This window comes from Nonomuraea sp. NPDC050547 (assembly GCF_044457345.1).
GTDB lineage: Bacteria > Actinomycetota > Actinomycetes > Streptosporangiales > Streptosporangiaceae > Nonomuraea.
In genome coordinates this window covers 16981-38420 of record NZ_JBITGW010000042.1, presented here as the reverse complement: position 1 = coordinate 38420, position 21440 = coordinate 16981, and the positions used below count along the sequence as shown (strand labels likewise).

Sequence of the window (21440 nt, the reverse complement as noted above, 5' to 3'; positions counted from 1 at the left end):
CGAAGCCGACAGATCCCGTTGAAGACCCGAAGTCAGTCAGTCGGTGGGTCAGACCTCGGCGGGAGGTGCTCACCTACATCATCTCTGTCAGTCGGTGCGGTGGCGGCGGGCCCACGCGCGGCGGGTCTGGGCGCGCCAGGTCAGGAAGTCGTCGTGCGTGTGCGGGTCGTGGCCGAGGGAGACGAGGGCGGCGTCGGTCCAGGCACCCGCCTCCTCGGCCGGGGCGCCGGTGAGGATAGGGGCGGCCTCGGCGGCGTGAGCGGGCAGGCTGCCGGCGGAGAGCCAGGCGGCGCAGGCGAAGGCGGCGCCCTGAGCCACGTGCTGGCGGAAGCCGTCGGCGCCGGCGTACACGGCGAGCCGGTCGAGTTCGTCGGGGTCCGCGCCGCCGGTGTACACGGCCGCGAAGGCCACGCCGCTCCACAGATCCGCCCGGCGGGCTGCCGGGTAGGCGTGGATGTGCGCGGTGAGGTCGTCGGGCGCGGCGCAGTCGTGGTACCAGAGGAGCCGCCCGAGGCCCTGGTCGAAGATGGCGCAGTGCGCGCGTACGGCCAGCTCCGGCATGGCCCGCTCGCCCACCATGAGGTCGGCCTTGGACATGCTGCGCTGGAAACCGTAGCCGTCGATGGCCAGCCAGCGCAGCAGCGGATGGGCCCGCCGCATGCCCCACGTGGGCGGCAGGCGCAGCAACGCGTGTGCGCGGCCCGCGCCCAGGTGGGCGGCATGCGGGTGAAGCTGGGCGGGGCCGGCAAGTAGCTCGTTCAGGCGCCGGCCCCGAGTCATGGTGATCAGATCGAGCATGGTCGCGGCCGCCGCCGCGCCCTCCCAGGCGAACGGCTGCCGCTCCTGCGGTACCCGCCCGACCTTGTGGATCTCCCGGGCGATGACCGCGTTGTAGCCGTACACATAGGTTTCCTCGGCCGCCGTGAGCACTCCCGGGGCCGCTCCCGCCCTGAGCCGGAACCGTCGCCGCCCCAAGTCAGACTCGACCGGATCTTTCTCCAGGAACCTCCACAGGCCACGCGCTGGGGCCAGTGTCTGTTCAATCGTGACCTGATCCAAGAACGATGTTGTGCCCGTGTCGCCCACGCTTCCCCCGAAGACGCCTCGTACGGCCACTCACGAAGCTAGTGAGCCCATTGCGGCATTCCCCGCCGCCGCTCCGCCTCCCGGGGCAAAGAACCGGCAAAACCGATTGCGCTCATCGGCGGCTTCGCCGTACGGGAGAAAGGTGTCCTAACCCGAGGAAAGCGTGCAGTCGCAGGTGTGTGAGGCGGGGGCGTGGATGTCGCGGAAGATGCCGGAACCGCCGCTGAGGCCGGACAGGGCGTCGGCGGCGAGGATGGTGGCGGCGGCGGTGTAGCCGCTGCGCTCGTGGGGGAAGTGCTTGCGGTTGACGAACTGCCAGCCGGTCCAGTACGAGCCGTCGTCGTGGCGCAGGTGCTGCATGTCGGTGAAGAGGCGGACGGCGCGCTCGCGCAGCCCCAGGGCGTCGAGGGCGAGCACGAGTTCGCAGGTTTCCGCGCCCGTCACCCACGGCTGGTCGGAGACGCAGCGGATGCCGAGGCCCGGCACCACGAACGTGGACCATTCGCGGTCGATCAGCTCGAAGGCGGGGCGGCCGCGGACGGCGCCGCCGAGGACCGGGTAGTACCAGTCCATGGAGAAGCGGCTTTTGTCGGTGAACGCCTCCGGATGGAAGGCGAGCACGTGGGCGAGGCGGTCGGCGGCCAGCTCCCAGTGGGGTTGCGGGTCGCCGAGGTGGTCGGCGAGCAGGACACCACAGCGCAGCCCCTGGTGGATCGAGGAGCAGCCGGTCAGCAGCGCGTAGGTGGAGGCGCGGCCCTGGGCGTCACGCTCCCAGACGATCTCGCCGCGCGCGGTCTGCAGGCCCACCACGTAGTCGAGCGCGCGCTTGACCATCGGCCAGAGGGGGCTGGGGTCCTTGCCGGTGACCAGGTAGTTGTGCCAGGCGCCGACGGCCACGTACGCCGCGTGGTTGGACTCGCCGCCGCGCTCGACCGCCACGCCGTCCTGGATCTTCATCGCCCAGGAGCCGTCGGGGCGCTGGTGGCGCATCAGCCAGTCGTAGCCGCGCTCCACGGGCTCCGACAGGCCGGCGACGGCCATCGCCATCAGGCATTCGACGTGGTTCCACGCGTCGACGTGTCCTTCCGGCCAGGGCACGCCGCCGTCGTCCTGCTGGATGGCGGCGATGCTCCGGGCGGTCTGGACGGTCTGCTCCCAGCTGATCACGCTCAGGGCTTCCGCACGTAGAGGACGACGCTCTTGCCGATCAGCGGGTTGAGCAGGGCCTCGGCGACGCGGGTGGCCGCGGGGCGCTTCATGATGTCCCATACGAGCAGCTCGTGGTAGGCCTTCGCGAGGGGGTGCTCGTCGTTGTTGACGCCGACGGCGCACTTGATCCACCAGTACGGCGCGTGCAGCCCGTGGGCATGATGATGGGGCCCGATCTCGAACCCGGTGGACTTCAGCTTGGCGCTCAGCTCGGCCAGGGTGTAGATCCGGACATGTCCGCCGGGGGCTGTGTGGTAGTCCTCGTCCAGCGCCCAGCAGATCCGCTCGGGCAGGAAGCTCGGCACTGTGATGGCCGCCGTGCCGCCCGGCTTGAGCACCCGGAAGATCTCCGCCATCGCGCTCATGTCGTCCGGGATGTGCTCCAGCACCTCGGCCGCGATCACCCGGTCGAAGCTGCCCTCCTCGAACGGCATGTCCAGCGCGGTGCCCTGCACGGTCTCGCCGCCGGCGCCGACCGGCACCTCGCCGGCCTTGTCCATCGCCACGAACATGGCGGCCACGTTGTCCAGTTCGGCCTGGTCCATGTCGAAGGCGACCACGTCGGCGCCCCTGCGCAGCACCTCGAAGGCGTGCCGGCCGCCGCCGCAGCCGAGATCGAGAACCCGCACTCCGGGGCCGACGGGCAGCTTGGCGAAGTCGACGGTCAGCAAGTCAGCGTGCTCCTCTGTTCTGGATGGCCTCTCGGTAGGCCTCGACGGTCCGCTTGGCGACCACGTGCCACGTGTAGCGCTCCATGACGCGGTCGTAGCCGCGCCTGCCCACCGCCTCGCGCTCCTCGGGGGAGTCGTGCAGGCGGCGCAGCACCGAGGCCAGCTCCTCCGGGTCACCGGGCGCCACCTGGACGGCCGCGTCACCCACGACCTCGGGCAATGCTCCGGTACGGCTGGCCACCAGCGGCGTCGCGCAGGCCATGTGCTCCACGGCGGGCAGCGAGAAGCCCTCGTACAGCGAGGGGACGACGGAGATCTCCGAGGTGGCGATCAGCTCGCCCAGCTCGTCGTCGGAGATGCCGTGCACGAACGTGACGCGGTCCTGGAGGCTGAGCTCCTGCACGAGTTGCTCGGTGGGTCCGCCGGGCGTGGGCTTGCTGACGACGGTCAGGGTGACGTCGCGTTCGGTCGCCACCTTGGCCACGGCTCTGAGCAGGGTGGACACGCCCTTCATGGGCGAGTCGGCGCTGGCGACGGCGACGATCGAACCCTTCTTACGGGGTTTTTCGGGCCTCGGGTGGAAATATCGGGTGTCGACGCCGAGGGGGATCAGGCGCATGTTGGCCTGCGGGACGTTGAAGTCGCGGTGGATGTCGGCCAGGCTCGACTCGCTCACCGTCAGGATCGGGCTCAGTCGCGGTGCGACCTTGGCCTGCATCTTCACGAACCCGTACCAGCGGCGCATGCTCAGCTTCTTGCCGCCCTTGGCCGCCTCCAGCTCGATGCGGCGATCCACGCTGATCGGGTGGTGGATGGTGCCGACGACCGGGAAGAGCTTCTGGATGCCGAGCAGGCCGTACCCGAGCGTCTGGTTGTCCTGGACGACGTCGAAGTCGCCGACGCGCTTCTTCAGCTCGCGGTAGGCGCGCAACGTGAAGGTCAGCGGTTCGGGGAAGCCCGCGGTCCACATGGTCCCGACTTCGAGCCAGTCGATCCAGTCGCGGTATTCGTTCAGTTTGGGGGTCCGGAACGGGTCTTCGTCGCGGTAGAGGTCGAGGCTCGGGACCTTGTTGAGGATCACACCCTCATCGAGCTCGGGGTACGGCTGGCCGGAGAAGACCTCGACATGGTGTCCGAGGGCGACGAGTTCGCGGCTCAGGTGCCGAAGGTAGACACCTTGACCGCCACAGGTCGGCTTGCTGCGGTAGGACAACAGCGCGATCCGCAGCGTGTCATTCACGGACACCCCTTTCTCCGCCGGTAGACACCTGAGACGGGCGTGTACCGTGAAAGATGACCTTAGTTGGAAAAGGCTACCATTCGGTAGGTCATCTGGAATTGTTCCTACCCCGGCTCGCAGCCCTCGCGAACTGCGACGTTGGCGTGACCGAACGTAGTTCGGTGGAACCTGTTCTAGCTGGCTTGGTGCTGTTCGAGGCGCGTAGCTGTACATTCCCGTCCCAACGGACGTGGTTGCGATAGTTGGAGGACCCGTTGGCCAGGCGCGCTCTGATCACCGGCATCACCGGCCAAGACGGTTCCTATCTGGCGGAGCACCTGCTCGCCCAGGGGTACGAGGTCTGGGGTCTGGCCCGAGGGCAGGCCAACCCGCGGGTGTCGCGCATGCGTAAGCTCCTCGCGGACGTTCAGGTGGTGCGGGGCGATCTGCTCGACCAGGGATCGCTGATCTCGGCGGTGGAACGCGTTCAGCCGGACGAGGTCTACAACCTGGGCGCCATCTCCTTCGTCCCCATGTCCTGGGAACAGGCCGAGCTGACCGCCGAGGTCACCGGTATGGGCGTGCTGCGCATGCTGGAGGCCATCCGCGTGTGTTCAGGTGTTTCCCGAGGTTCAGGCACCCGCTCCGGGCAGATGCGCTTCTATCAGGCTTCGTCCTCCGAGATGTTCGGCCAGGTCACCGAGACGCCCCAGAACGAGCGCACCGGCTTCCACCCCCGCTCGCCGTACGGCGTGGCCAAGGCCTACGGGCACTTCCTCACCCAGAACTACCGCGAGTCCTACGGCATGTACGCCGTCTCCGGCATCCTGTTCAACCACGAGTCCCCGCGCCGGGGCGCCGAGTTCGTCACCAGAAAGGTCACCCTGGGGGTGGCCCGCATCAAACTGGGCCTGGCCTCCGAGCTGCGGCTGGGCAACCTGGAAGCCCGGCGCGACTGGGGCTTCGCCGGCGACTACGTCCGCGCCATGCACCTCATGCTCCAGGCCGCCGCCCCCGAGGACTACGTGATCGGCACCGGCCGGATGAAGTCGGTACGCGACCTGGTCGAAGCCGCCTTCACCGCCGCCGGCCTGGACTGGGAGCAGTACGTCATCCGCGACCAGACCCTCCACCGCCCCGCCGAGGTGGACCTGCTGTGCGCCGACCCCAAGAAGGCCCGGGTACAGCTCGGCTGGGAACCCACCGTCTCCTTCGACGACCTGGTCGCCATGATGGTCGAATCCGACATCCGCCTCCTGTCCAACGGCGGCGACCCCGACCAGGACTCCTCCTGGCCGTAACCAACGGGCCTCCCTTCGGTCGGGCTGCCTTCTGGAGCCCGACCGTTGCCCGGTTGGGTGGCTGGGCAGTTGGATCCCGCCAAGGTCAGTGGTGCTCCCCTTCGCTTCGCGCGTGCTTCCAGTCGGGCGGGCGCCCGACCCCGTGTCGGTCCTCGCTGCGCTCGGGCTCATTGATCGTGCGCCCTCGGCGCGGTGGCTGGCGCGCTTGTAGGGGGGTGTTCGCGCAGATGGGGACGCGGGGTGCGCAAGCAGGGTGGCGGGCGACATAAAACTTCGGGACCGCCTTCCGGCATGTGTCATCGTCCGGACTCAGGCCCGCAGCGGACGGCTCTAACGCAGGCGATCAGGAATGGCACGAAGATGTGACAGAGCTGGAAGCGCCACTGATTGACCCGACAGCCGGCCTGCTCTCCCCGGTTGACGCGTATGCGCTCACAGGTCCCGGTTGAGAGGAGATCATCCGTGTGCGGCGCATGTTCACCGAAGAGATCGCCGAGCACGGAGGGTTACCCCACGGTAAGGCCAACCAACAGGTGGCCCCGCAAGGGGTGACTGAGATCCAGTCAGCTGGCCTGGAGTCCGAGCGGCAGAATCGCCCCGCGTATCGGCTTGTCAGGGGAGACGGTGAACACCGTGTTGCCGTGCTTGTCGATCGCCTCACCGATGGCAGGCAGGTTGGGGATGACTATCTCCGCCACCTGCTTGCTGGTGAGGGTGCGGAAATCCCGCAGGATGATCACAGAAGGGCAGGTGGCTCGCGACTCCGCCAAGCACTTGGTCAACTGCTTGTCCGACGTCCCCAGCACCCGGCCTTCCGCGCAGCACCACGCGAAGATCTCTTCATCGCCCCATCTGGCCATGCCAGCGCGCGAGCTACGCGACGCAGGCGCACTGTCAAGCGCCCGAGTGAAGCGAGGACCATTGACCAGGGCGGGCTCCAACGGACCAACCACCCAGCCGGGCAACGAGTGGGGCCCCAGAAGAACGCCCGACCGGAGGGCGGACCCTCAGCTCGACTGGAGAAGCGCCTGACATCCCGAACGCGCGAAGCGCGCCCATGTGAAAGACCTTGCCTGTGGAGGTCCGGGGCGTCGGGGTTTGCAGTGGTGGTGGAGGCGCGTGGTCACGGTCTGAGGCGGAAGCTGGGGCATCACGGTTTCCGGCGGAGGCGGGGGCGGGGGCCGCTGGGGTGGCGGCGGGCCTTGCGGATGTGGGACAGGATGCGGGTGGTCTCGTCGGGGTGCGGGCGCCAGCCGCGTTCGATGAGGGAGTTGGCCACCTGCTCCAGGAGATCGCCCATGCGGGCGGGGACCACGTCGCGGCGGACGGGGATGATGTGCCAGCCCAGGGATTCCAAGCTTGCTCGGCGGGTTGTGTCTCTGGTGCGCTCCTCGGGGGATGAGTGGTGGTCGCGGCCGTCGTATTCGACTGCCAGGTGGTAGTCGGGCCAGCCGAGGTCCAGGTAGGCGTGGCGGCTGGGGAGGATCACGTGGATCTGGGTGGTGGGGCGGGGGAGGCCGGCCTCCAGGAAGGCCACTCTTAGGCGGCTTTCTCTTGGGGAGGCGGCGCCGCTGTCGGCCATGCTCAGGGTGTGCAGGAGGTGGGTGAAGGCGGTCGCCCGCGTGCGGAGGTCGGCGATCCTCACGCCTCGTCTCAGGAACTGGTCGACGATGGTGATGCCGTCGATTCTGGGGAGGGTTCGGGCGCAGTCCAGGGCGGTGCGTTCGAGGGTGGTCAGGCGGATTCCCTTGTGCGTGGTGGTGTCGGTTGGCGGGAGCGACAGCTCGTACGACTGACAGCCGGGGATGTCCATGTGGATCGGGATGGCCAGCTCTACCGGCCAGTCCTCCTCGCGGGCGCCGTCGGGCATGGCGCGCAGGCCCCAGACGTGCGCGGCCGTGCGGCGGCAGGCCACTGCTCTCGGGACCAGCTGGGTGAGCAGGCGGGTGCGGTCGAGGAGAGAACCCGTGGTGAGGGTGTCGGTCACGGGTTCAGGGTGGCTTGTGGGGGCCGGGTGGGGTGGGGGCGAACGAAGTTCTGGGGATGGGGAGCGGGTTTCCACAGCTTCCGCGGGGCGGGGGTGGAGCACCTGCGAGGGGGCGCCTCGGCGTGGTGGGGAGGGCTTTCCTGATCGCGCTGGGAATGGCCGGTCGGGGCGAACGAGGGAATCTAGTCGAGCCGTACGGGGAGTTCCTTGATGCCGTTGATGAAGTTCGAGCGCAACCGCCGCACCTCCCCCGTCTGCCGCAGCCGTGGGAACCGCACCGCCAGCTGCTCGAACAACACCCGAAGCTCCAGCTTCGCCAGATGGTTCCCCAGGCAGAAGTGCGCCCCGCCGCCCCCGAACCCGATGTGCGGATTGGGGTCGCGCCCGATGTCGAAGGAATGGGGCTGTGCGAAGGCTGAAGAGTCCCGGTTGGCCGACGAATAGAACACGACCACCTTGTCGTCCTCGCGGATCTGCTGCCCCGACAACAGCACGTCCGCGGTGGCCGTGCGGCGGAAGAGGTTCACGGGCGAGACCCAGCGCACGATCTCGTCGGACGCGGTGCGGGACAGCGTGGGGTCGGCCACCAGGCGGGACCACTGTTCAGGGTGGTCGAAGAGGGCGAGCATGCCGCCGGACGCCGCGTTGCGGGTGGTCTCGTTCCCGGCCACCACCAGCAGCAGCACGAACAGGTCGAACTCGTTCTCGTCGAGCGTCTCGCCGTTCTCGTCGGGCTGGATGAGCTTGGTGACGATGTCGTTGCGCGGTGCGCCGCGGCGCTGGGCGGCGAGCTGGTTGGCGTAGGCGTAGACCTCCATGGCCGCCGCGCCGCCCTCGTCGGGGGAGGCGGCGTAGTCGGGGTCCTGGGCGCCGATCATCTTGTTGGACCAGGTGAACACCTTGTCCCGATCGGCCACCGGCGCGCCGAGCAGTTCGCAGATCACGTACAGGGGCAGGGGCGCGGCGATCTCGGTGACGAAGTCGACCTCGCCGGAGCACTTGTCGAGGAGGTCGTCGCAGATGTCGCGGATGTGGGGTTCGAGGGCGTTCATGGTGCGCGGGGTGAACCCCCGGTTGACCAGCGAACGGCGCCGCGTGTGCTCGGGCGGGTCCTGGTTGAGCATCATCAGGCGCTGCATGGCCCGCTGCTCTTCCGGCATCTCGTTGAACAGCGCCAGCCGCCGCGAGGAGGAGAACAACTCGGAGTGCCGCGAGACGTGCACGACGTCGTCGTACCGGGTGACCGCCCAGAAGCCGGGTTCGCCGGGATGCCAGTGAACGGGATCATGTTCGCGCAGCCACCGAAGCTGCTCGTGTGGCGGCCCAGAATCGGCGTACCGGTCCTGGTCAACGAGGTCAATGAGCACCCGCTCCACCCCTTTGATCTAGCGCTTGGTCAGTCACCGCACTGAAACGTGTTCTATTACGCGACGCCCGCCACGTCAACCCACCCTCATGGGGTACGGCCCGCCGTAACGCCCGGCAAGGTAGGAGGTCTGCCCCGACCCGGAGAACGGGCCACCTCCGATGTTTCCAGGTGTGTCAGGGGCGCCTGTGACACAAGTGGCGCACCGTGCACGGCAGTGCAACCGGTTGCACCCAGATGTGAGAAATCCCGAGGTCACGGATCGGATGTATACCCAGTCCCCGACTTGACAGCTCCCCACCCTGGTACGAGCATCATAGGTCGAGACATCCGATGTATAACTGAGGGATGCGGTGTGAAGCTGCTGCGAGTTGGACCTGTCGGCCAGGAGCGCCCGGTGGTGATGGACGCCGCCGGTGACCTGCGCGACATAGGAGAGCCCGAGATCGACGGGGCTTTCTTCGCTTCCGGGGGAGTGGCGCGCGTCCGCGACGCGCTGGACGGCGGCCGGCTGCCGTTGTTCGAGGGGAAGGGCCTGCGGATCGGAGCGCCCGTCGCCCGGCCCGGGAAGGTCGTCTGCATCGGGCTGAACTACCGTGACCACGCCGCCGAGTCCGGCGCCCAGGAACCGGAGGAGCCGGTCGTCTTCATGAAGGCGGCCAACACCGTGGTCGGCCCCGACGACGAGGTGCTGGTGCCGCGCGGGTCCGTCAAGACCGACTGGGAGGTCGAGCTCGCCGTCGTCATCGGTAGGACGGCACGCTACCTGGACAGCCGCGAGGCCGCGCTCGACGTGATCGCCGGTTACGCGATCTCCAATGACGTGTCCGAACGGGAGTTCCAGCTGGAGCGCGGCGGTCAGTGGGACAAGGGCAAGTCATGTGAGACGTTCAACCCGCTCGGCCCCTGGCTGGTCACCGCCGACGAGGTGGGCGACCCGCAGAACCTGGCCATGCGCCTGTGGATCAACGGCGAGCCGCGCCAGGACGGCAACACCAAGAACATGATCTTCGACGTGGCGGAGGTCGTGCGGTACCTGAGCCAGTTCATGGTGCTGGAGGCGGGTGACGTGGTCAACACGGGTACTCCTGCCGGTGTGGCGCTGGGCATGGCCGGCCAGCCTTACCTGCGGGCCGGTGACGTCATGGAGCTGGAGATCGCCGGTCTCGGCCGCCAGCGCCAGAGGGTGGGCCAGGCATGACGGCGGCGCCGTACCGGATCGTGGAGATGGAGACCCACGACATCCGCTTCCCGACCTCGCGGGAGCTGGATGGGTCTGACGCGATGAATCCGGACCCGGACTATTCAGCTGCATATGTGGTGCTCAAGACCGATGACGGGTTCGAGGGGCACGGGTTCGCGTTCACGATCGGGCGGGGCAACGACGTGCAGACGGCGGCCATCGGCGCGCTGAAGCCGTACGTGATCGGCAGGGACGCCGAGGATCTCGGGACTCTGTACAAGGAGCTGGTCAACGACTCGCAGCTGCGGTGGCTGGGGCCCGAGAAGGGCGTCATGCACATGGCGATCTCCGCCGTCGTCAACGCGCTGTGGGACCTCAAGGCCAAGAGGTACGGCAAGCCGCTCTGGCGACTGTTGTCCGAGATGTCCCCCGAGGAGATCGTGGACCTGGTCGACTTCCGCTACCTGAGCGACGCCCTCACCCCGGACGAAGCCCTCCAGATCCTGAAGAAGGCGGAGCCGACCCGTGCGGCTCACGCCGCCAAGCTGCAGGCCGACGGCTACCCCGCCTACACCACCTCGCCCGGCTGGCTCGGCTACGACGACGACAAGCTCCGCCGCCTCTGCAAGGAGGCGCTCGACCAGGGCTTCAAGCAGATCAAGCTCAAGGTCGGCGCCGACCTCGAAGACGACATCCGCCGTCTCCGCACCGCCCGCGAGGTCTGCGGCCCCGACTTCCCCATCGCCATCGACGCCAACCAGCGCTGGGACGTCGCCTCGGCCATCGCGTGGGTGAACGCGCTGCGCGAGTTCACGCCCCACTGGGTCGAGGAGCCCACCAGCCCCGACGACGTGCTCGGCCACGCGGCGATCGCGCAGGGCATCCGCCCGATCCCGGTCGCCACCGGCGAGCACGTGCAGAACCGCATCGTCTTCAAGCAGCTTCTGCAGGCCGGCGCCATCTCCTACCTGCAGCTCGACTCGGCCAGGGTCGGCGGCGTGAACGAGAACATCGCGATCCTGCTGCTCGCGGCCAAGTTCGGGGTGCCGGTCTGCCCGCACGCGGGCGGCGTGGGGCTGTGTGAGCTGGTGCAGCACCTGGCGATGTTCGACTACGTCGCGGTGAGCGGCTCGCTGGACGGCCGGGTCATCGAGTACGTCGACCACCTTCACGAGCACTTCGCCGACCCCGTCGTGATCGAGAACGGCAACTACGTGGCGCCGTCCATGCCGGGATTCAGCGCGGAGATGCACCCCGAGTCGATCGCCGCCCACGTCTACCCGGGCGGCGAAGTATGGAGGGACCAGTGAGCCTCAAGGCCATCGTCACCGGCGGCGGCTCCGGCATCGGCCTGGCCGCGGCGACCGCGCTGGCCGCGAAGGGGATGACCGTCGCCTGCCTGGACGTCAATCCGCCCGGCGAGCCCTATATCGGGATAAAGGCGGATGTGACGGATGATGCCCAGGTACGCGCGGCCATCGCCGAAGCGGCCGACCGGCTCGGCGGCATCGACGTCCTGATCAACAACGCCGGAATCGGGGCCCAGGGCACCATCGAGGACAACCCCGACGAGGAGTGGCGGAAGGTCTTCGACGTCAACGTCTTCGGCATGGTCAGGGTGGCCAGGGCGGCGCTGCCGTATCTCAGAAGGAGCGAACACGCCGCGATCGTCAACACGTGCTCGATCGCGGCCACCGCGGGCCTGCCCAACCGCGCGCTCTACAGCGCCACCAAGGGCGCGGTCATGTCGCTGACGCTGGCGATGGCCGCCGACCACGTCCGCGAGGGCATCCGCGTCAACTGCGTCAACCCGGGCACCGCGGACACGCCCTGGGTGGCCAGGCTGCTCGACGCCGCCGACGACCCCGAAGCCGAGCGCCGGGCGCTCAACGCCAGGCAGCCGATGGGCCGCCTGGTCAGCGCCGAGGAGGTCGCCGCGGCCATCGCCTACCTGGCCGGTCCCGAGGCCGCCGCGACGACGGGCACGGTGCTCGCGGTCGACGGCGGCATGCACGGATTGAGGTTGCGCCCGGCCACCTAGCCAAGGAACACCCCCCAACGAACAGGACCTCTGGCACATGAAGATCGGATCCGTGGTCGCCTCGGCGGCTCTTCTCACGATCGTTACGGCCTGCGGCTCGACCGGCGGCAGCGGCGCCCCGGCCGCGGGCGGAGCCGGCGGCAAGGTCGGCATCGACCACCCCCGGGCCGACTCCGACTTCTGGAACTCCTACATGAAGTACGTCGACCAGATGGCCACCGAGCTCAAGGTCGACAAGCTGAACCCGACCAACTCCCAGAACGACGTCTCCAAGCTGGTCAGCAACGTCCAGGCGCTGACCGGCCAGGGCGCCAAGGCGATCGTGATGGCCCCGCAGGACACCGGCGCCATCGCCACCACGCTTCAGCAGCTGGAGAACAAGAAGATCCCGGTCGTCTCCGTGGACACCCGCCCCGACAAGGGCAAGGTCTTCATGGTGGTACGCGCCGACAACCGCGCGTACGGCACCAAGGCCTGCGAGTTCCTGGGTGAGAAGCTGGGCGGCAAGGGCAAGGTCGTCCAGCTCCAGGGCGCCCTCGGCTCGATCAACGGCCGCGACCGCTCCGAGGCGTTCGCGGAGTGCATGAAGAGCAAGTTCCCCGGCATCATGGTCTTCAGCGAGCCGACGGAGTGGGAGGGCAGCAAGGCCGCGTCCATGCTCCAGACCCGTCTGGAGCAGAACCCCGACATCAAGGGCATCTACCTGCACGCGGGCGGCGTCCACCTGGCCCCGACGCTGCAGGTGCTGAAGACCAAGGGCCTGCTCGTCCCGCCGGACGACGCCAAGCACGTCTTCGTCGTCTCCAACGACGGCATCCCGCAGGAGTTCGAGGCGATCCGCAAGGGCGACATCGACGCGACGGTCTCGCAGCCGGCCGACCTCTACGCCAAGTACGCGCTGTTCTACGCCAAGGCGGCGACCGAGGGCAAGACGTTCAAGGCGGGTCCGACCGACCACGACAGCACGATCATCGAGCTGCCGAACGGCCTGGAGGACCAGCTTCCCGCCCCGCTTGTCACCAAGGAGAACGTGGATGACCAGAAGCTTTGGGGTAACCAGGTCAAGTAATGAGATTTCACGTTGAAGCCCGAAATATCACGAAGCGTTTCGGACCCACGACCGCTCTGAACAACGCGGGCATCGAGATCGCCCCAGGCCAGACCCACGCGCTCGTCGGCAGGAACGGCGCGGGCAAGTCCACGCTCGTGTCGATCCTGACCGGCCTCCAGCGCCCCGACGCGGGCGAGGTGCTGTTCGCCGGAGAGGCCGCCCCCGCTCTCGCCGACCGGGACGCCTGGCGGCGGCGGGTGGCCTGCGTCTACCAGAAGTCCACGATCATCCCCGCCCTGACGGTCGCGGAGAACCTCTTCCTCAACCGCCAGGGCCGCTACGTCAAGTGGCGCGAGCTGCGCTCCAAGGCCCGCGACCTGCTGGCTACGTACGAGGTGGACGTGGACGCGGAGGCGCTGGCCGGAGACCTCGGCGTCGAGCAGCGCCAGCTCGTGGAGATCGCCCGCGCGCTGTCGTTCGGGGCCACGTTCATCATCCTCGACGAGCCCACCGCCCGCCTGGACGGCCCGGCCATCGAGCGGCTGTTCACCCGCATGCGGACGCTGCGCGAGCAGGGCGTGACGATGATGTACATCTCCCACCACCTCGACGAGGTCTACGAGATCTGCCAGAGCGTCACCGTCTTCCGCGACGCCCGGCACATCGTGACCAGGCCGGTCACCGGCCTCCCGCACGACGAACTGGTCTCGGCGATGACCGGAGAGGCCGCGGCCGCCGCCCACCGGACCAGGCTGCGCGCGGCCGGCGACCTGGTGGTCCTGGAGGCGACGGGCCTGTCCCTGCGCGGGCGCTACGAAGGCGTCGGCCTGAGCGTGCGCGCGGGCGAGGTGGTCGGCCTGGCCGGCTCGGCGAGCAGCGGCAAGATCGGCCTGGCCGAGACGCTGGCCGGGCTGCGTAAGCCCGACGCCGGCCGGATCACGGTCAACGGCAGGCGGCCCAAACCCGGCGACGTGCCCGCGTTCCTGGCCGCCGGGCTCGGATTCGTGCCGGAGGACCGGCACCACGAAGGGTTCGTCCCCCTGCTGTCAGTGGGCGAGAACAGCACCATGCCGGTCATGCGCAGGCTGGGCAGGTTCGGCATGGTCTCGCCGGGGCGGCGCCGTACCCGGGCGAAGCAGATGATCAGGGATCTCGACATCAAGACCGGCGGGCCCGAGCAGCCCGTCGCCGAGCTGTCGGGCGGGAACGCGCAGAAGGTCGTCTTCGCCCGCGCGCTCGTGGACGACCCCACCGCGCTGGTCGTCATGAACCCCACCGCGGGGGTCGACGTGAAGTCCAAGCAGGCGCTGCTGGGCGCGGTCGAGGACGCGGTCGAGCAGGGCGCGGGGGCGGTGTTGGTCTCCGACGAGCTCGCCGACCTGCGGATCTGCGACCGGGTGCTGGTGATGTTCCACGGCAGGATCGTCAAGGACGTGCCGCGCGGCTGGACCGACCACGAGCTCGTGGCCGTCATGGAAGGCATCCAACAGTGAGCGTCAAACCCTTCTACAAGCCGGACGTGAAGCCGGGCGCCCACGGGCCGGTGCTGCGGCTGACCCGCTTCCGCGACCTGACCCTCGTGCCGGTGATCGTGCTCCTGCTCGTGGTGGGCGCGTTCACCGACCCGGTCTTCCTGACCGGCGGCAACATCAGCAACATCCTGCAGCAGCAGGCCTCGATCTCGCTGCTGGTGCTGGCCGAGGCGATGATCCTGATCGCCGGGAAGTTCGACCTGTCGCTGGAGTCGACGGTCGGCACCGCGCCGGCGATCGCGGTGATGCTGGTCATCCCCGCGACGGCGGGCGGATTCGGGCTCGGGCTGCCGGGCGCGCTGGTGATCCCGCTGGCGTTGCTCGTGGGCGCGGCGATCGGGGCGTTCAACGGGTTCCTGATCATCAGGTTCCAGCTGTCGGCGTTCATCGTCACGCTGGCCATGCTGATCATCGTGCACGGCCTGCTGCTCGGCCCGACCGAGGGCAAGACGCTCTTCCAACTGCCCGACTCCATCCTCTACCTGGGCAGCGTCACCTGGCTGGGGCTGCCGGCGGCGATCTGGATCGCGGGGGTGCTGTTCGCCGCGGGCATCTTCGTCCTGGGCTACACCCGCGCCGGCCGCTCGCTGTACGCGATCGGCGGCAACGCCGACGCCGCGCGCGCCGCGGGCATCCGGGTGCACCGGGTCCTGTTCGGCGTCTTCGTCATCGGCGGCATGCTGGCGGCGCTGGCGGGCATCCTGGAGACGGGCCGCCTGGGCGCCATCGGCAGCAACATGGGCGTCGGCTGGATCTTCATGGTCTTCGCCGCCGCCGTCATCGGCGGCGTCAGCATGGACGGCGGCAAGGGCACGATCCTCGGCGCGCTCACCGGCGTGCTGGTGATCGGCCTGGTGCAGAACATCCTCACGCTGAAGGGCGTTTCCGGCTTCTGGCAGCCGGTCGTCTACGGCGCGATCATCCTCATCGCACTCATGATCAGCCGCATCGCCGGCGGAAAGGCTCAGGACTGATGGAACGGCTCGCGCTGCGCTCCCGGCTCAAACCCGGCGCCGAGCAGCTTTACGACCGCGAGCACGCGGCCATCCCGGCCGAGCTGGAGGCGGCGATGCGTGAGCACGGCGTGCGGTCCTGGCGCATCTGGCGCGAAGGACTGGACCTGTTCCACCTGGTCGAGGTCGAGGACTACGCCGCGTTCCAGGCGGCGATGAAGGACCATCCGGCCGACCGGGCCTGGCAGGCGAAGATGAACAGGCTGCTCGACGGCGATTTCGACAAGGACTCCGGCGGCCTGAGCCTGGTCTGGGAGATGACATGAAATTTCCTGATTTCGGGCTCGGTGGCGCGCCGCTCGGCAACCTGTTCACCGCCGTCACGGACGAGCAGGCCCGCGCCACGGTCGACGCCGCGTGGGAGGCGGGCGTGCGGCTGTTCGACACCGCGCCCCACTACGGCCTGGGCCTGTCCGAGCGCCGCCTCGGCGCCGCCCTGGCCGGACGCGACGGCTACGTGCTGTCGACCAAGGTCGGCCGCCGCCTGGTGCCCGCCGACCCGGTCAGGGACGACGAGGGCTTCGACGTCGTCGCCGCCGAGCGCCGCGTGTGGGACTTCTCGCGCGACGGTGTGCGCCGTTCCCTCGAGGAGTCCCTGGTACGGCTCGGCCTCGACCACGTGGACGTCGCCCTGATCCACGACCCCGACGCCCACGCCGGCCAGGCGCTGGCCGAGGCGTACCCGGCGCTGGAGGAACTGCGCGCCCAGGGCGTGGTCAAGGCCATCGGCCTCGGCATGAACCAGTGGCAGGTGCCCGCCAGGTTCGTCCGCGACACCGACGTCGACGTGGTCATGCTGGCCGGCCGCTACACCCTGCTCGACCGCTCCGGCCTGCCGCTGCTGGAGGCCTGCGCGGCCAAGGGCGTCAAGGTGCTGGCGGCGGGCGTGTTCAACAGCGGCATGCTGGCCACCGACGAGCCCGGCGGCACGTTCGACTATCAGCCCGCCTCCGCGCCGCTCCTGGAGCGGGCCCGGCTGCTGGCCGAGGTCTGCCGGCGGCACGGCGTCACGCTGCCCCAGGCCGCGATGGCCTTCCCCGCGCGGCACCCGGCCGTCGCGACCGTCGTGCTCGGCGCCCGCTCGGCCGACGAGGTACGCCGCAACGCCGCCCTGTGGGCCGAGCCGGTGCCGGAGGAACTGTGGGCGGAGCTAGAGCTCGTATGAGGTGATCCACAGGCCCGGGATCACCTCGGCGTCACCGGTGTGCGTGAACCCGAGGCGCTCGTACAGCGTGCGCGCCGGCGTGTTGTCCCGGCCGGTGGAGACGATCACCTTGCGGCCGCCGGCTCGGGCCAGCACCTCCTTGACTAGCGTGCGGCCGATGCCCTGCCGCAGCGCGCCGGGGTCAACTATCAGCCGGTTGATGTCGACCAAGACGTCGCTCTCCTCCCAGGCGACCGCGCCGGTCAGCGTTCCCTCGTCGTCGAAGGCGCCCAGCCAGGAGAGCGGTGCTTTCTCCAGGGCCGTCAGGTCCTCGTGGAGCGGGGGGATGCGGTCGTCGCCGATGATCTCGGCCTCGATGGTGTAGGCGGCGTGCTGGAGGTCGAGAAGCCGCTGGTCGGGCGCGATGCTGGTGAGGTGCACGTGCCGATTATGTCTGTTATGTGGGGATGAACGCCCACCATTTTGACTGGCCCGGTTCGTAGGGGGAGTCGAGGCGCTTGCCGACGATTCCCGGCAGGCCCTGCTCGCGGGCTGCCTGCCGTACGGGCTGGGCCTGGGCGGGCCAGGATGGGGCGGTCTGCCAGCGCGCGCCCGAGAGGTCCAGCGCGTCCAGGGCCGCGCGGCGTTCGGTGAACGGCCTGGCCACCAGCGAGTGGCCGTCGTCGTAGAGCAGATCGGTGCAGACCAGGATCTCCGTGCCGCCCAGCCGGACGATCTCGCCGTCGAGGACCGCGCTCCTGCTGCCGAACGCCTCGGCCATCGGGCGCAGCCAGGAGAACTCGCGGGCCAGGTCGGTGCGCCCGCCGTCCACGTGGACCAGCACGCGGCGGCCGCCCCAGGCGAACTCGAAGGCGTAGGCGTCCTGGTCGCGGGGGAGTTTGGCGCGTTTGACCGGCAGCATCGGCTCCAGCGGCGGCAGCGGGTCCACGGCGGGCGGGTCCATGCGGTGGATCATCCAGTTCTTGCCGTCGGTCCTGAACAGCACGTACCGGCCCTGGGCGCGCTCGCCGTGCAGCACCACCTTGACCTCGCGCTCCGACCATTTCTCCGTGTCGTAGGTGCCGGTGTCCCAGATCGTCATGCTGCCCGCGCCGTACTCGCCGGTGGGGATCTCGCCGTGGAACCCGAGGTACTCCATCGGGTGGTCCTCGGTGTGCACGGCCAGGTGGTTGACCCGCGGATCGGCCGGCAGCCCCTTCGGGACCGCCCAGGAGACGAGCACACCGTCGCGCTCCAGGCGCAGGTCCCAGTGCAGTGACCGCGCGTGGTGCTCCTGGATCACGAACGCGCGGTCGTCCCCCTGCTCGGGTTGGTGCGGGGGGATGGGCTCGGGGGTACGGCTGGCGTCCCGCTTACTCCGATATTTCGAGAGTTTGTCGGCCACGCACCGTACCTACCCGGCGCTCGTCCCCCCGATCCTTCAGTCGAGCGCCTTGCGCAGCCACGCCTCGACACCGGCCACGTGGACCGTGGCCCAGGAACGTGCCACATCCGGCTGGCGGGCGGCGATGGCGTCGTAGATGGCGGTGTGCTGCTCCATCGTCTTCTCCAGCGCCCCCTCCTGGGTGAGGCCGCGCCAGATGCGCGCGCGGTGCGTGGGGCCGGCCAGGCTCTCGATGAAGGAGCACAGCACGTTGTTGCCGGAACCGCGGGCGATGCGCTGGTGGAAGGTCAGGTCGTTGTCGACCAGCTCCTCGATCGTGGGGTCCTTGGGCAGCGAGCGGAGCACCTCGCCCAGTTCCTCGATGTCGGCGTCGCTCATCTGGACCGCGGCCATGGCTGTGGCGGCGGGTTCCAGGATGCGGCGTACCTCGAAGAACTGGATGACGGTGTCGTCGCGGTGCAGGTCGAGCACGAACGACATGGTGTCCAGCAGGAGCCGGGGCTCCAGGCTGGTGACGTAGGTGCCGTCGCCCTGCCGTACGTCCAGGACGTTGATGAGCGCCAGCGCGCGTACGGCCTCGCGCAGCGAGTTGCGGGACAGGCCCAGCCGTTCGGCGAGATCGGCCTCTTTGGGGAGCCGGTCGCCGGGGGCTAGCTCGCCCGAGAGGATCATCTGCTTGATCTTGTCGATCGCAGCGTCGGTGACCGCCACGCTTCTCTCCCTAGACATCGGATGTCTACGAGTCTAGAGCCTGGAAGCGTACGGGATCGACCCCGGACACGCGGCGGATCTCGCCGCGTGCCTCCAGGGTGCGAAGGTGGGCGGCGGCTTCTCCGGCCGCCAGTCCTCGGAGCATAGGGGACAGATCATCCCATGCTCGGTTCCACGTCATCATCGCGGCGATCTCCCAGATGGTCAGCGGCTCGCCGGTGCTGGTCAGCAGTGTGGCGAGCGTGTGGAGTCTCTCCTCGTGATGGTGGCGGATCTGGGCGGCGCGTGCCGCCACATCCGGAAATATCCACTCATGGGCGGGTAGGGCGGTTAGGGGTCCCTGCTCGGCCACCTTTTCCAGAGATTTCAGGAAATCGCCGAGTGGGTCCACGTCGACGCGGTCGTAGGGATAGATGCCGACGTGCGGGGTGATGTCCGGCAACACATGGTCGCCGGTGAACAGCCGGTCGTCCAGCCTTAGGCAGAGATGTCCAGGTGTGTGCCCCGGGGTGTGAATCGCCCGCAGTTCGCGGCCCGGCACGTCCACGAGGTCCCCGTCACGCAGGGTCCGGTCCGGCTGCGCGGGCGGTACCGGCCGCTCGGCCGCCGGCACGCTCACGTCCAGTCCCTCGGCGCCGGCCCGCCGCAGCATCTCCGCCTGAAAATTCCGGTGCTCGTCGTCGGCCAGGCCCCGCATGAGCGTGACGATGGCCGCGTCCGCCTCGTGCATCGCGATCCACGCCCCGGACGTCTCCCGCACCCGCCCCGCCAGCCCCGCATGATCAGGATGGAAGTGCGTCACGACGACCCCGTACACGTCGGCCACATCGATCCCCAGCGCCGCGAACCCGCCGCTCAGCGCCTCCCAGGCGTCCGGATGATTCCACCCCGCGTCGATGAGCACCGGCCCACGCGGCGACTCGATCGCGTAGACCAGCGTGTAGCCGAGCGGATTGCCGGGAATCGGCACCGGCACACTCCACACCCCGCCACCCAGATCCTGCGGCTTCTGACTGCTGTACGGCTGCCGCCGCGTCTTCCCGCTTGGCGGATCGTCGGGCCGCGTGGCCGCCGGAACTTGCTCTTCGCGTCGCGTCTTCCCGCTTGGCTGGTCGTTTCGTGGTGTGGTGGCCGGAGGCCGGCCTTGGGGTCGGGTCTTTTCGTGAGGTTGGCCGTCGGGTCGGGGTGTCACGTGAGGCGCTCGAGAACGGTGGCCGTGGCCAGGGCGCCTCCGGCGCACATGCTGACCAGGGCGGTGGCCGAGTCGGAGCGTTCGAGTTCGTGCAGGGCCGTGGTGATCAGCCGGGCTCCTGTCGCACCGACCGGATGGCCCAGCGCGATGGCCCCGCCGTTGACGTTGACCCGGTCGAAGTCGGGCTCGTGCACGCTCGCCCAGGACAGGACGACCGCGGCGAACGCCTCGTTCACCTCGAACCTCTCGATGTCGCTCATCGCCATCCCCGTCCTGGCCAGCACCTTCGCCGTGGCGTCCACCGGCCCGTCCAGGTGATAGTACGGCTCCGCCCCGATCAGCGTCTGGGCCAGGATTCTGGCGCGGGGACGCAGGCCGTACCTCTGGGCGGCCTTCTCACTCATCAGGAGTACGGCGGCGGCGCCGTCGGAGATCTGCGACGACGTGCCCGCGGTGTGCAGGGCGCCGGGCACGACCGGCTTCAGCTTGGCCAGGCCGTCGGCGGTGGTCTCGCGTAAGCCCTGGTCCTTGGTGACGCCGTGGACGGGCACGATCTCCCTGTCGAACCGGCCGTCGGCCCACGCCTTGGCCGCGAGTTGCTGAGACCGGGCGCCGAACCAGTCGAGCCGCTCCCTGGTCAGGCTCCGCCGGGCGGCGATCCGCTCGGCCGCGGTGAACTGATCGGGCAGATCGATCGACCAGTCGCCGGGACGGGGCCGCGCGGGCTGGACATTGCTGCCCAGAGGCGCCCGGCTCATCACCTCGACCCCGCACGCCACGCCCATCTCGATGACGCCCGCCTGGATCAACGCCGCCACCAGGTGGACCGCCTGCTGCGAAGACCCGCACTGGGCGTCGATCGTGGTCACGCCGGTCTGGTGCGGCAGCCCCGCGTAGAGCCAGGAGTAGCGGCCCACGTGCCCGCCCTGCTCGCCCGCCTGGGTGACGCAGCCGGCGAAGACCTGCTCGACTGTGGCCGGGTCGACGCCCGACCGTTCGACGAGGCCGGTCAGCGCTGCGGCTAGAACTTGTTGCGGCTTGAGCTCGGCCAGCCAGCCGTTGCGCTTGCCGATGGGAGTCCTTACGGCTTCTACGATCACGGGTGTGCCCACAGCGCCTCCAGAACGATGCTCTAGAGGTGAATGTAACGCGTTCTAGTTTATGCTCGCAATGCACCCGGCCCCGCGATCAACCAGTCGCCCGCTCCTCCCAGCTCCCACACGCCTCAGTACCACCATCCGGTCTTCTCGCCGACCCCTCCACCGGAGCCCGTTGGCCGACGGGCGTCCTTCACCCGCGGCGCCTACCACCGACCACTCCTTCGATCGT

At 69.2% G+C, this 21440-nt stretch carries 21 protein-coding genes; 9 read left to right on the top strand and 12 right to left on the bottom strand.

Annotated features, from left to right (window positions below; translation table 11 throughout):
• Window positions 1-87: 87 nt before the first annotated feature.
• From ACIBHY_RS54245 to ACIBHY_RS54230, 4 genes are all read right to left on the bottom strand, one after another.
• Window positions 88-1086: a DUF1702 family protein gene (locus tag ACIBHY_RS54245; RefSeq protein WP_397311034.1), complete on the bottom strand. Its 999-nt coding sequence runs from the start codon at window positions 1084-1086 to the stop codon at window positions 88-90.
• A gap of 147 nt (window positions 1087-1233) precedes the next feature.
• A complete protein-coding gene (locus tag ACIBHY_RS54240; RefSeq protein ID WP_397245269.1) occupies window positions 1234-2253 on the bottom strand; it encodes a prenyltransferase in 1020 nt (339 codons plus the stop codon).
• Between the two features lie 2 nt (window positions 2254-2255).
• Window positions 2256-2966 (bottom strand): class I SAM-dependent methyltransferase, encoded by a 711-nt coding sequence (locus tag ACIBHY_RS54235; RefSeq protein ID WP_397245267.1) that lies wholly within the window; start codon window positions 2964-2966, stop codon window positions 2256-2258.
• A gap of 1 nt (window position 2967) precedes the next feature.
• The gene (locus tag ACIBHY_RS54230) at window positions 2968-4212 is read right to left on the bottom strand and encodes a glycosyltransferase family 4 protein (protein ID WP_397311033.1); all 1245 of its coding nucleotides are present in this window, start codon (window positions 4210-4212) and stop codon (window positions 2968-2970) included.
• 248 nt (window positions 4213-4460) lie between these two features.
• On the opposite strand from ACIBHY_RS54230, the gene ACIBHY_RS54225 reads away from it, so the two are divergent.
• Window positions 4461-5486, top strand: coding sequence for a GDP-mannose 4,6-dehydratase (locus ACIBHY_RS54225; protein ID WP_397245263.1), 1026 nt, complete (start codon window positions 4461-4463; stop codon window positions 5484-5486).
• Window positions 5487-6049: 563 nt separating this feature from the next.
• Here ACIBHY_RS54225 and ACIBHY_RS54220 read toward each other — a convergent pair.
• The 3 genes from ACIBHY_RS54220 to ACIBHY_RS54210 all read right to left on the bottom strand — a co-directional run bounded on the left by ACIBHY_RS54220 (window position 6050) and on the right by ACIBHY_RS54210 (window position 8840).
• Window positions 6050-6346 carry a DUF5615 family PIN-like protein gene (locus tag ACIBHY_RS54220; protein WP_397311032.1) on the bottom strand — a complete coding sequence of 99 codons (297 nt, stop codon included), beginning with the start codon at window positions 6344-6346 and terminating at the stop codon, window positions 6050-6052.
• Between the two features lie 290 nt (window positions 6347-6636).
• Window positions 6637-7473, bottom strand: coding sequence for a DUF559 domain-containing protein (locus tag ACIBHY_RS54215; protein ID WP_397311031.1), 837 nt, complete (start codon window positions 7471-7473; stop codon window positions 6637-6639).
• 182 nt (window positions 7474-7655) lie between these two features.
• The gene (locus tag ACIBHY_RS54210; protein WP_397245257.1) at window positions 7656-8840 is read right to left on the bottom strand and encodes a cytochrome P450; all 1185 of its coding nucleotides are present in this window, start codon (window positions 8838-8840) and stop codon (window positions 7656-7658) included.
• Window positions 8841-9194: 354 nt separating this feature from the next.
• Between ACIBHY_RS54210 and ACIBHY_RS54205 the strand changes: the two genes are divergently transcribed.
• From ACIBHY_RS54205 to ACIBHY_RS54170, 8 genes are read left to right on the top strand one after another with little or no spacing between them, the layout of a single operon-like run.
• Window positions 9195-10040, top strand: coding sequence for a fumarylacetoacetate hydrolase family protein (locus ACIBHY_RS54205; RefSeq protein WP_397311030.1), 846 nt, complete (start codon window positions 9195-9197; stop codon window positions 10038-10040).
• Window positions 10037-11332: an L-fuconate dehydratase gene (locus tag ACIBHY_RS54200; RefSeq protein WP_397311029.1), complete on the top strand. Its 1296-nt coding sequence runs from the start codon at window positions 10037-10039 to the stop codon at window positions 11330-11332. The genes ACIBHY_RS54205 and ACIBHY_RS54200 overlap by 4 nt, the downstream gene beginning before the upstream one ends.
• On the top strand, window positions 11329-12063 hold the full coding sequence (locus ACIBHY_RS54195; RefSeq protein WP_397311028.1) for an SDR family NAD(P)-dependent oxidoreductase: 735 nt from the start codon (window positions 11329-11331) through the stop codon (window positions 12061-12063). Before ACIBHY_RS54200 ends, ACIBHY_RS54195 begins: the two co-directional genes overlap by 4 nt.
• A gap of 37 nt (window positions 12064-12100) precedes the next feature.
• Entirely contained in the window at window positions 12101-13132 is a 1032-nt protein-coding gene (locus ACIBHY_RS54190; RefSeq protein WP_397311027.1) for a sugar ABC transporter substrate-binding protein, read from the top strand.
• Window positions 13132-14607 (top strand): sugar ABC transporter ATP-binding protein, encoded by a 1476-nt coding sequence (locus ACIBHY_RS54185; RefSeq protein WP_397311026.1) that lies wholly within the window; start codon window positions 13132-13134, stop codon window positions 14605-14607. Before ACIBHY_RS54190 ends, ACIBHY_RS54185 begins: the two co-directional genes overlap by 1 nt.
• Window positions 14604-15620, top strand: coding sequence for an ABC transporter permease (locus ACIBHY_RS54180; protein WP_397311025.1), 1017 nt, complete (start codon window positions 14604-14606; stop codon window positions 15618-15620). The genes ACIBHY_RS54185 and ACIBHY_RS54180 overlap by 4 nt, the downstream gene beginning before the upstream one ends.
• The gene (locus tag ACIBHY_RS54175; RefSeq protein ID WP_397245245.1) at window positions 15620-15925 is read left to right on the top strand and encodes an L-rhamnose mutarotase; all 306 of its coding nucleotides are present in this window, start codon (window positions 15620-15622) and stop codon (window positions 15923-15925) included. Before ACIBHY_RS54180 ends, ACIBHY_RS54175 begins: the two co-directional genes overlap by 1 nt.
• A complete protein-coding gene (locus tag ACIBHY_RS54170) occupies window positions 15922-16824 on the top strand; it encodes an aldo/keto reductase (RefSeq protein WP_397311024.1) in 903 nt (300 codons plus the stop codon). Before ACIBHY_RS54175 ends, ACIBHY_RS54170 begins: the two co-directional genes overlap by 4 nt.
• Here ACIBHY_RS54170 and ACIBHY_RS54165 read toward each other — a convergent pair.
• From ACIBHY_RS54165 to ACIBHY_RS54145, 5 genes are all read right to left on the bottom strand, one after another.
• Window positions 16810-17244: a GNAT family N-acetyltransferase gene (locus ACIBHY_RS54165; RefSeq protein ID WP_397311023.1), complete on the bottom strand. Its 435-nt coding sequence runs from the start codon at window positions 17242-17244 to the stop codon at window positions 16810-16812. The genes ACIBHY_RS54170 and ACIBHY_RS54165 overlap by 15 nt on opposite strands.
• 16 nt (window positions 17245-17260) lie before the next feature.
• Window positions 17261-18208 carry a DNA polymerase ligase N-terminal domain-containing protein gene (locus ACIBHY_RS54160; protein ID WP_397311022.1) on the bottom strand — a complete coding sequence of 316 codons (948 nt, stop codon included), beginning with the start codon at window positions 18206-18208 and terminating at the stop codon, window positions 17261-17263.
• Window positions 18209-18244: 36 nt separating this feature from the next.
• Window positions 18245-18919, bottom strand: a complete 675-nt coding sequence (locus tag ACIBHY_RS54155) for a FadR/GntR family transcriptional regulator (RefSeq protein WP_397245237.1) — start codon at window positions 18917-18919, stop codon at window positions 18245-18247.
• A 25-nt stretch (window positions 18920-18944) separates the two neighbouring features.
• A complete protein-coding gene (locus tag ACIBHY_RS54150) occupies window positions 18945-19895 on the bottom strand; it encodes an MBL fold metallo-hydrolase (protein WP_397245235.1) in 951 nt (316 codons plus the stop codon).
• 212 nt (window positions 19896-20107) lie between these two features.
• Window positions 20108-21223: a steroid 3-ketoacyl-CoA thiolase gene (locus tag ACIBHY_RS54145; RefSeq protein WP_397311021.1), complete on the bottom strand. Its 1116-nt coding sequence runs from the start codon at window positions 21221-21223 to the stop codon at window positions 20108-20110.
• Window positions 21224-21440 lie beyond the last annotated feature (217 nt).

Coding starts and splice junctions, on each gene's coding strand:
- ACIBHY_RS54220 (WP_397311032.1), bottom strand. CDS start 6,346: ATGGCCAGATGGGGCGATGAAGAGATCTTCGCGTGGTGCTGCGCGGAA.
- ACIBHY_RS54200 (WP_397311029.1), top strand. CDS start 10,037: ATGACGGCGGCGCCGTACCGGATCGTGGAGATGGAGACCCACGACATC.
- ACIBHY_RS54190 (WP_397311027.1), top strand. CDS start 12,101: ATGAAGATCGGATCCGTGGTCGCCTCGGCGGCTCTTCTCACGATCGTT.
- ACIBHY_RS54185 (WP_397311026.1), top strand. CDS start 13,132: ATGAGATTTCACGTTGAAGCCCGAAATATCACGAAGCGTTTCGGACCC.
- ACIBHY_RS54175 (WP_397245245.1), top strand. CDS start 15,620: ATGGAACGGCTCGCGCTGCGCTCCCGGCTCAAACCCGGCGCCGAGCAG.
- ACIBHY_RS54170 (WP_397311024.1), top strand. CDS start 15,922: ATGAAATTTCCTGATTTCGGGCTCGGTGGCGCGCCGCTCGGCAACCTG.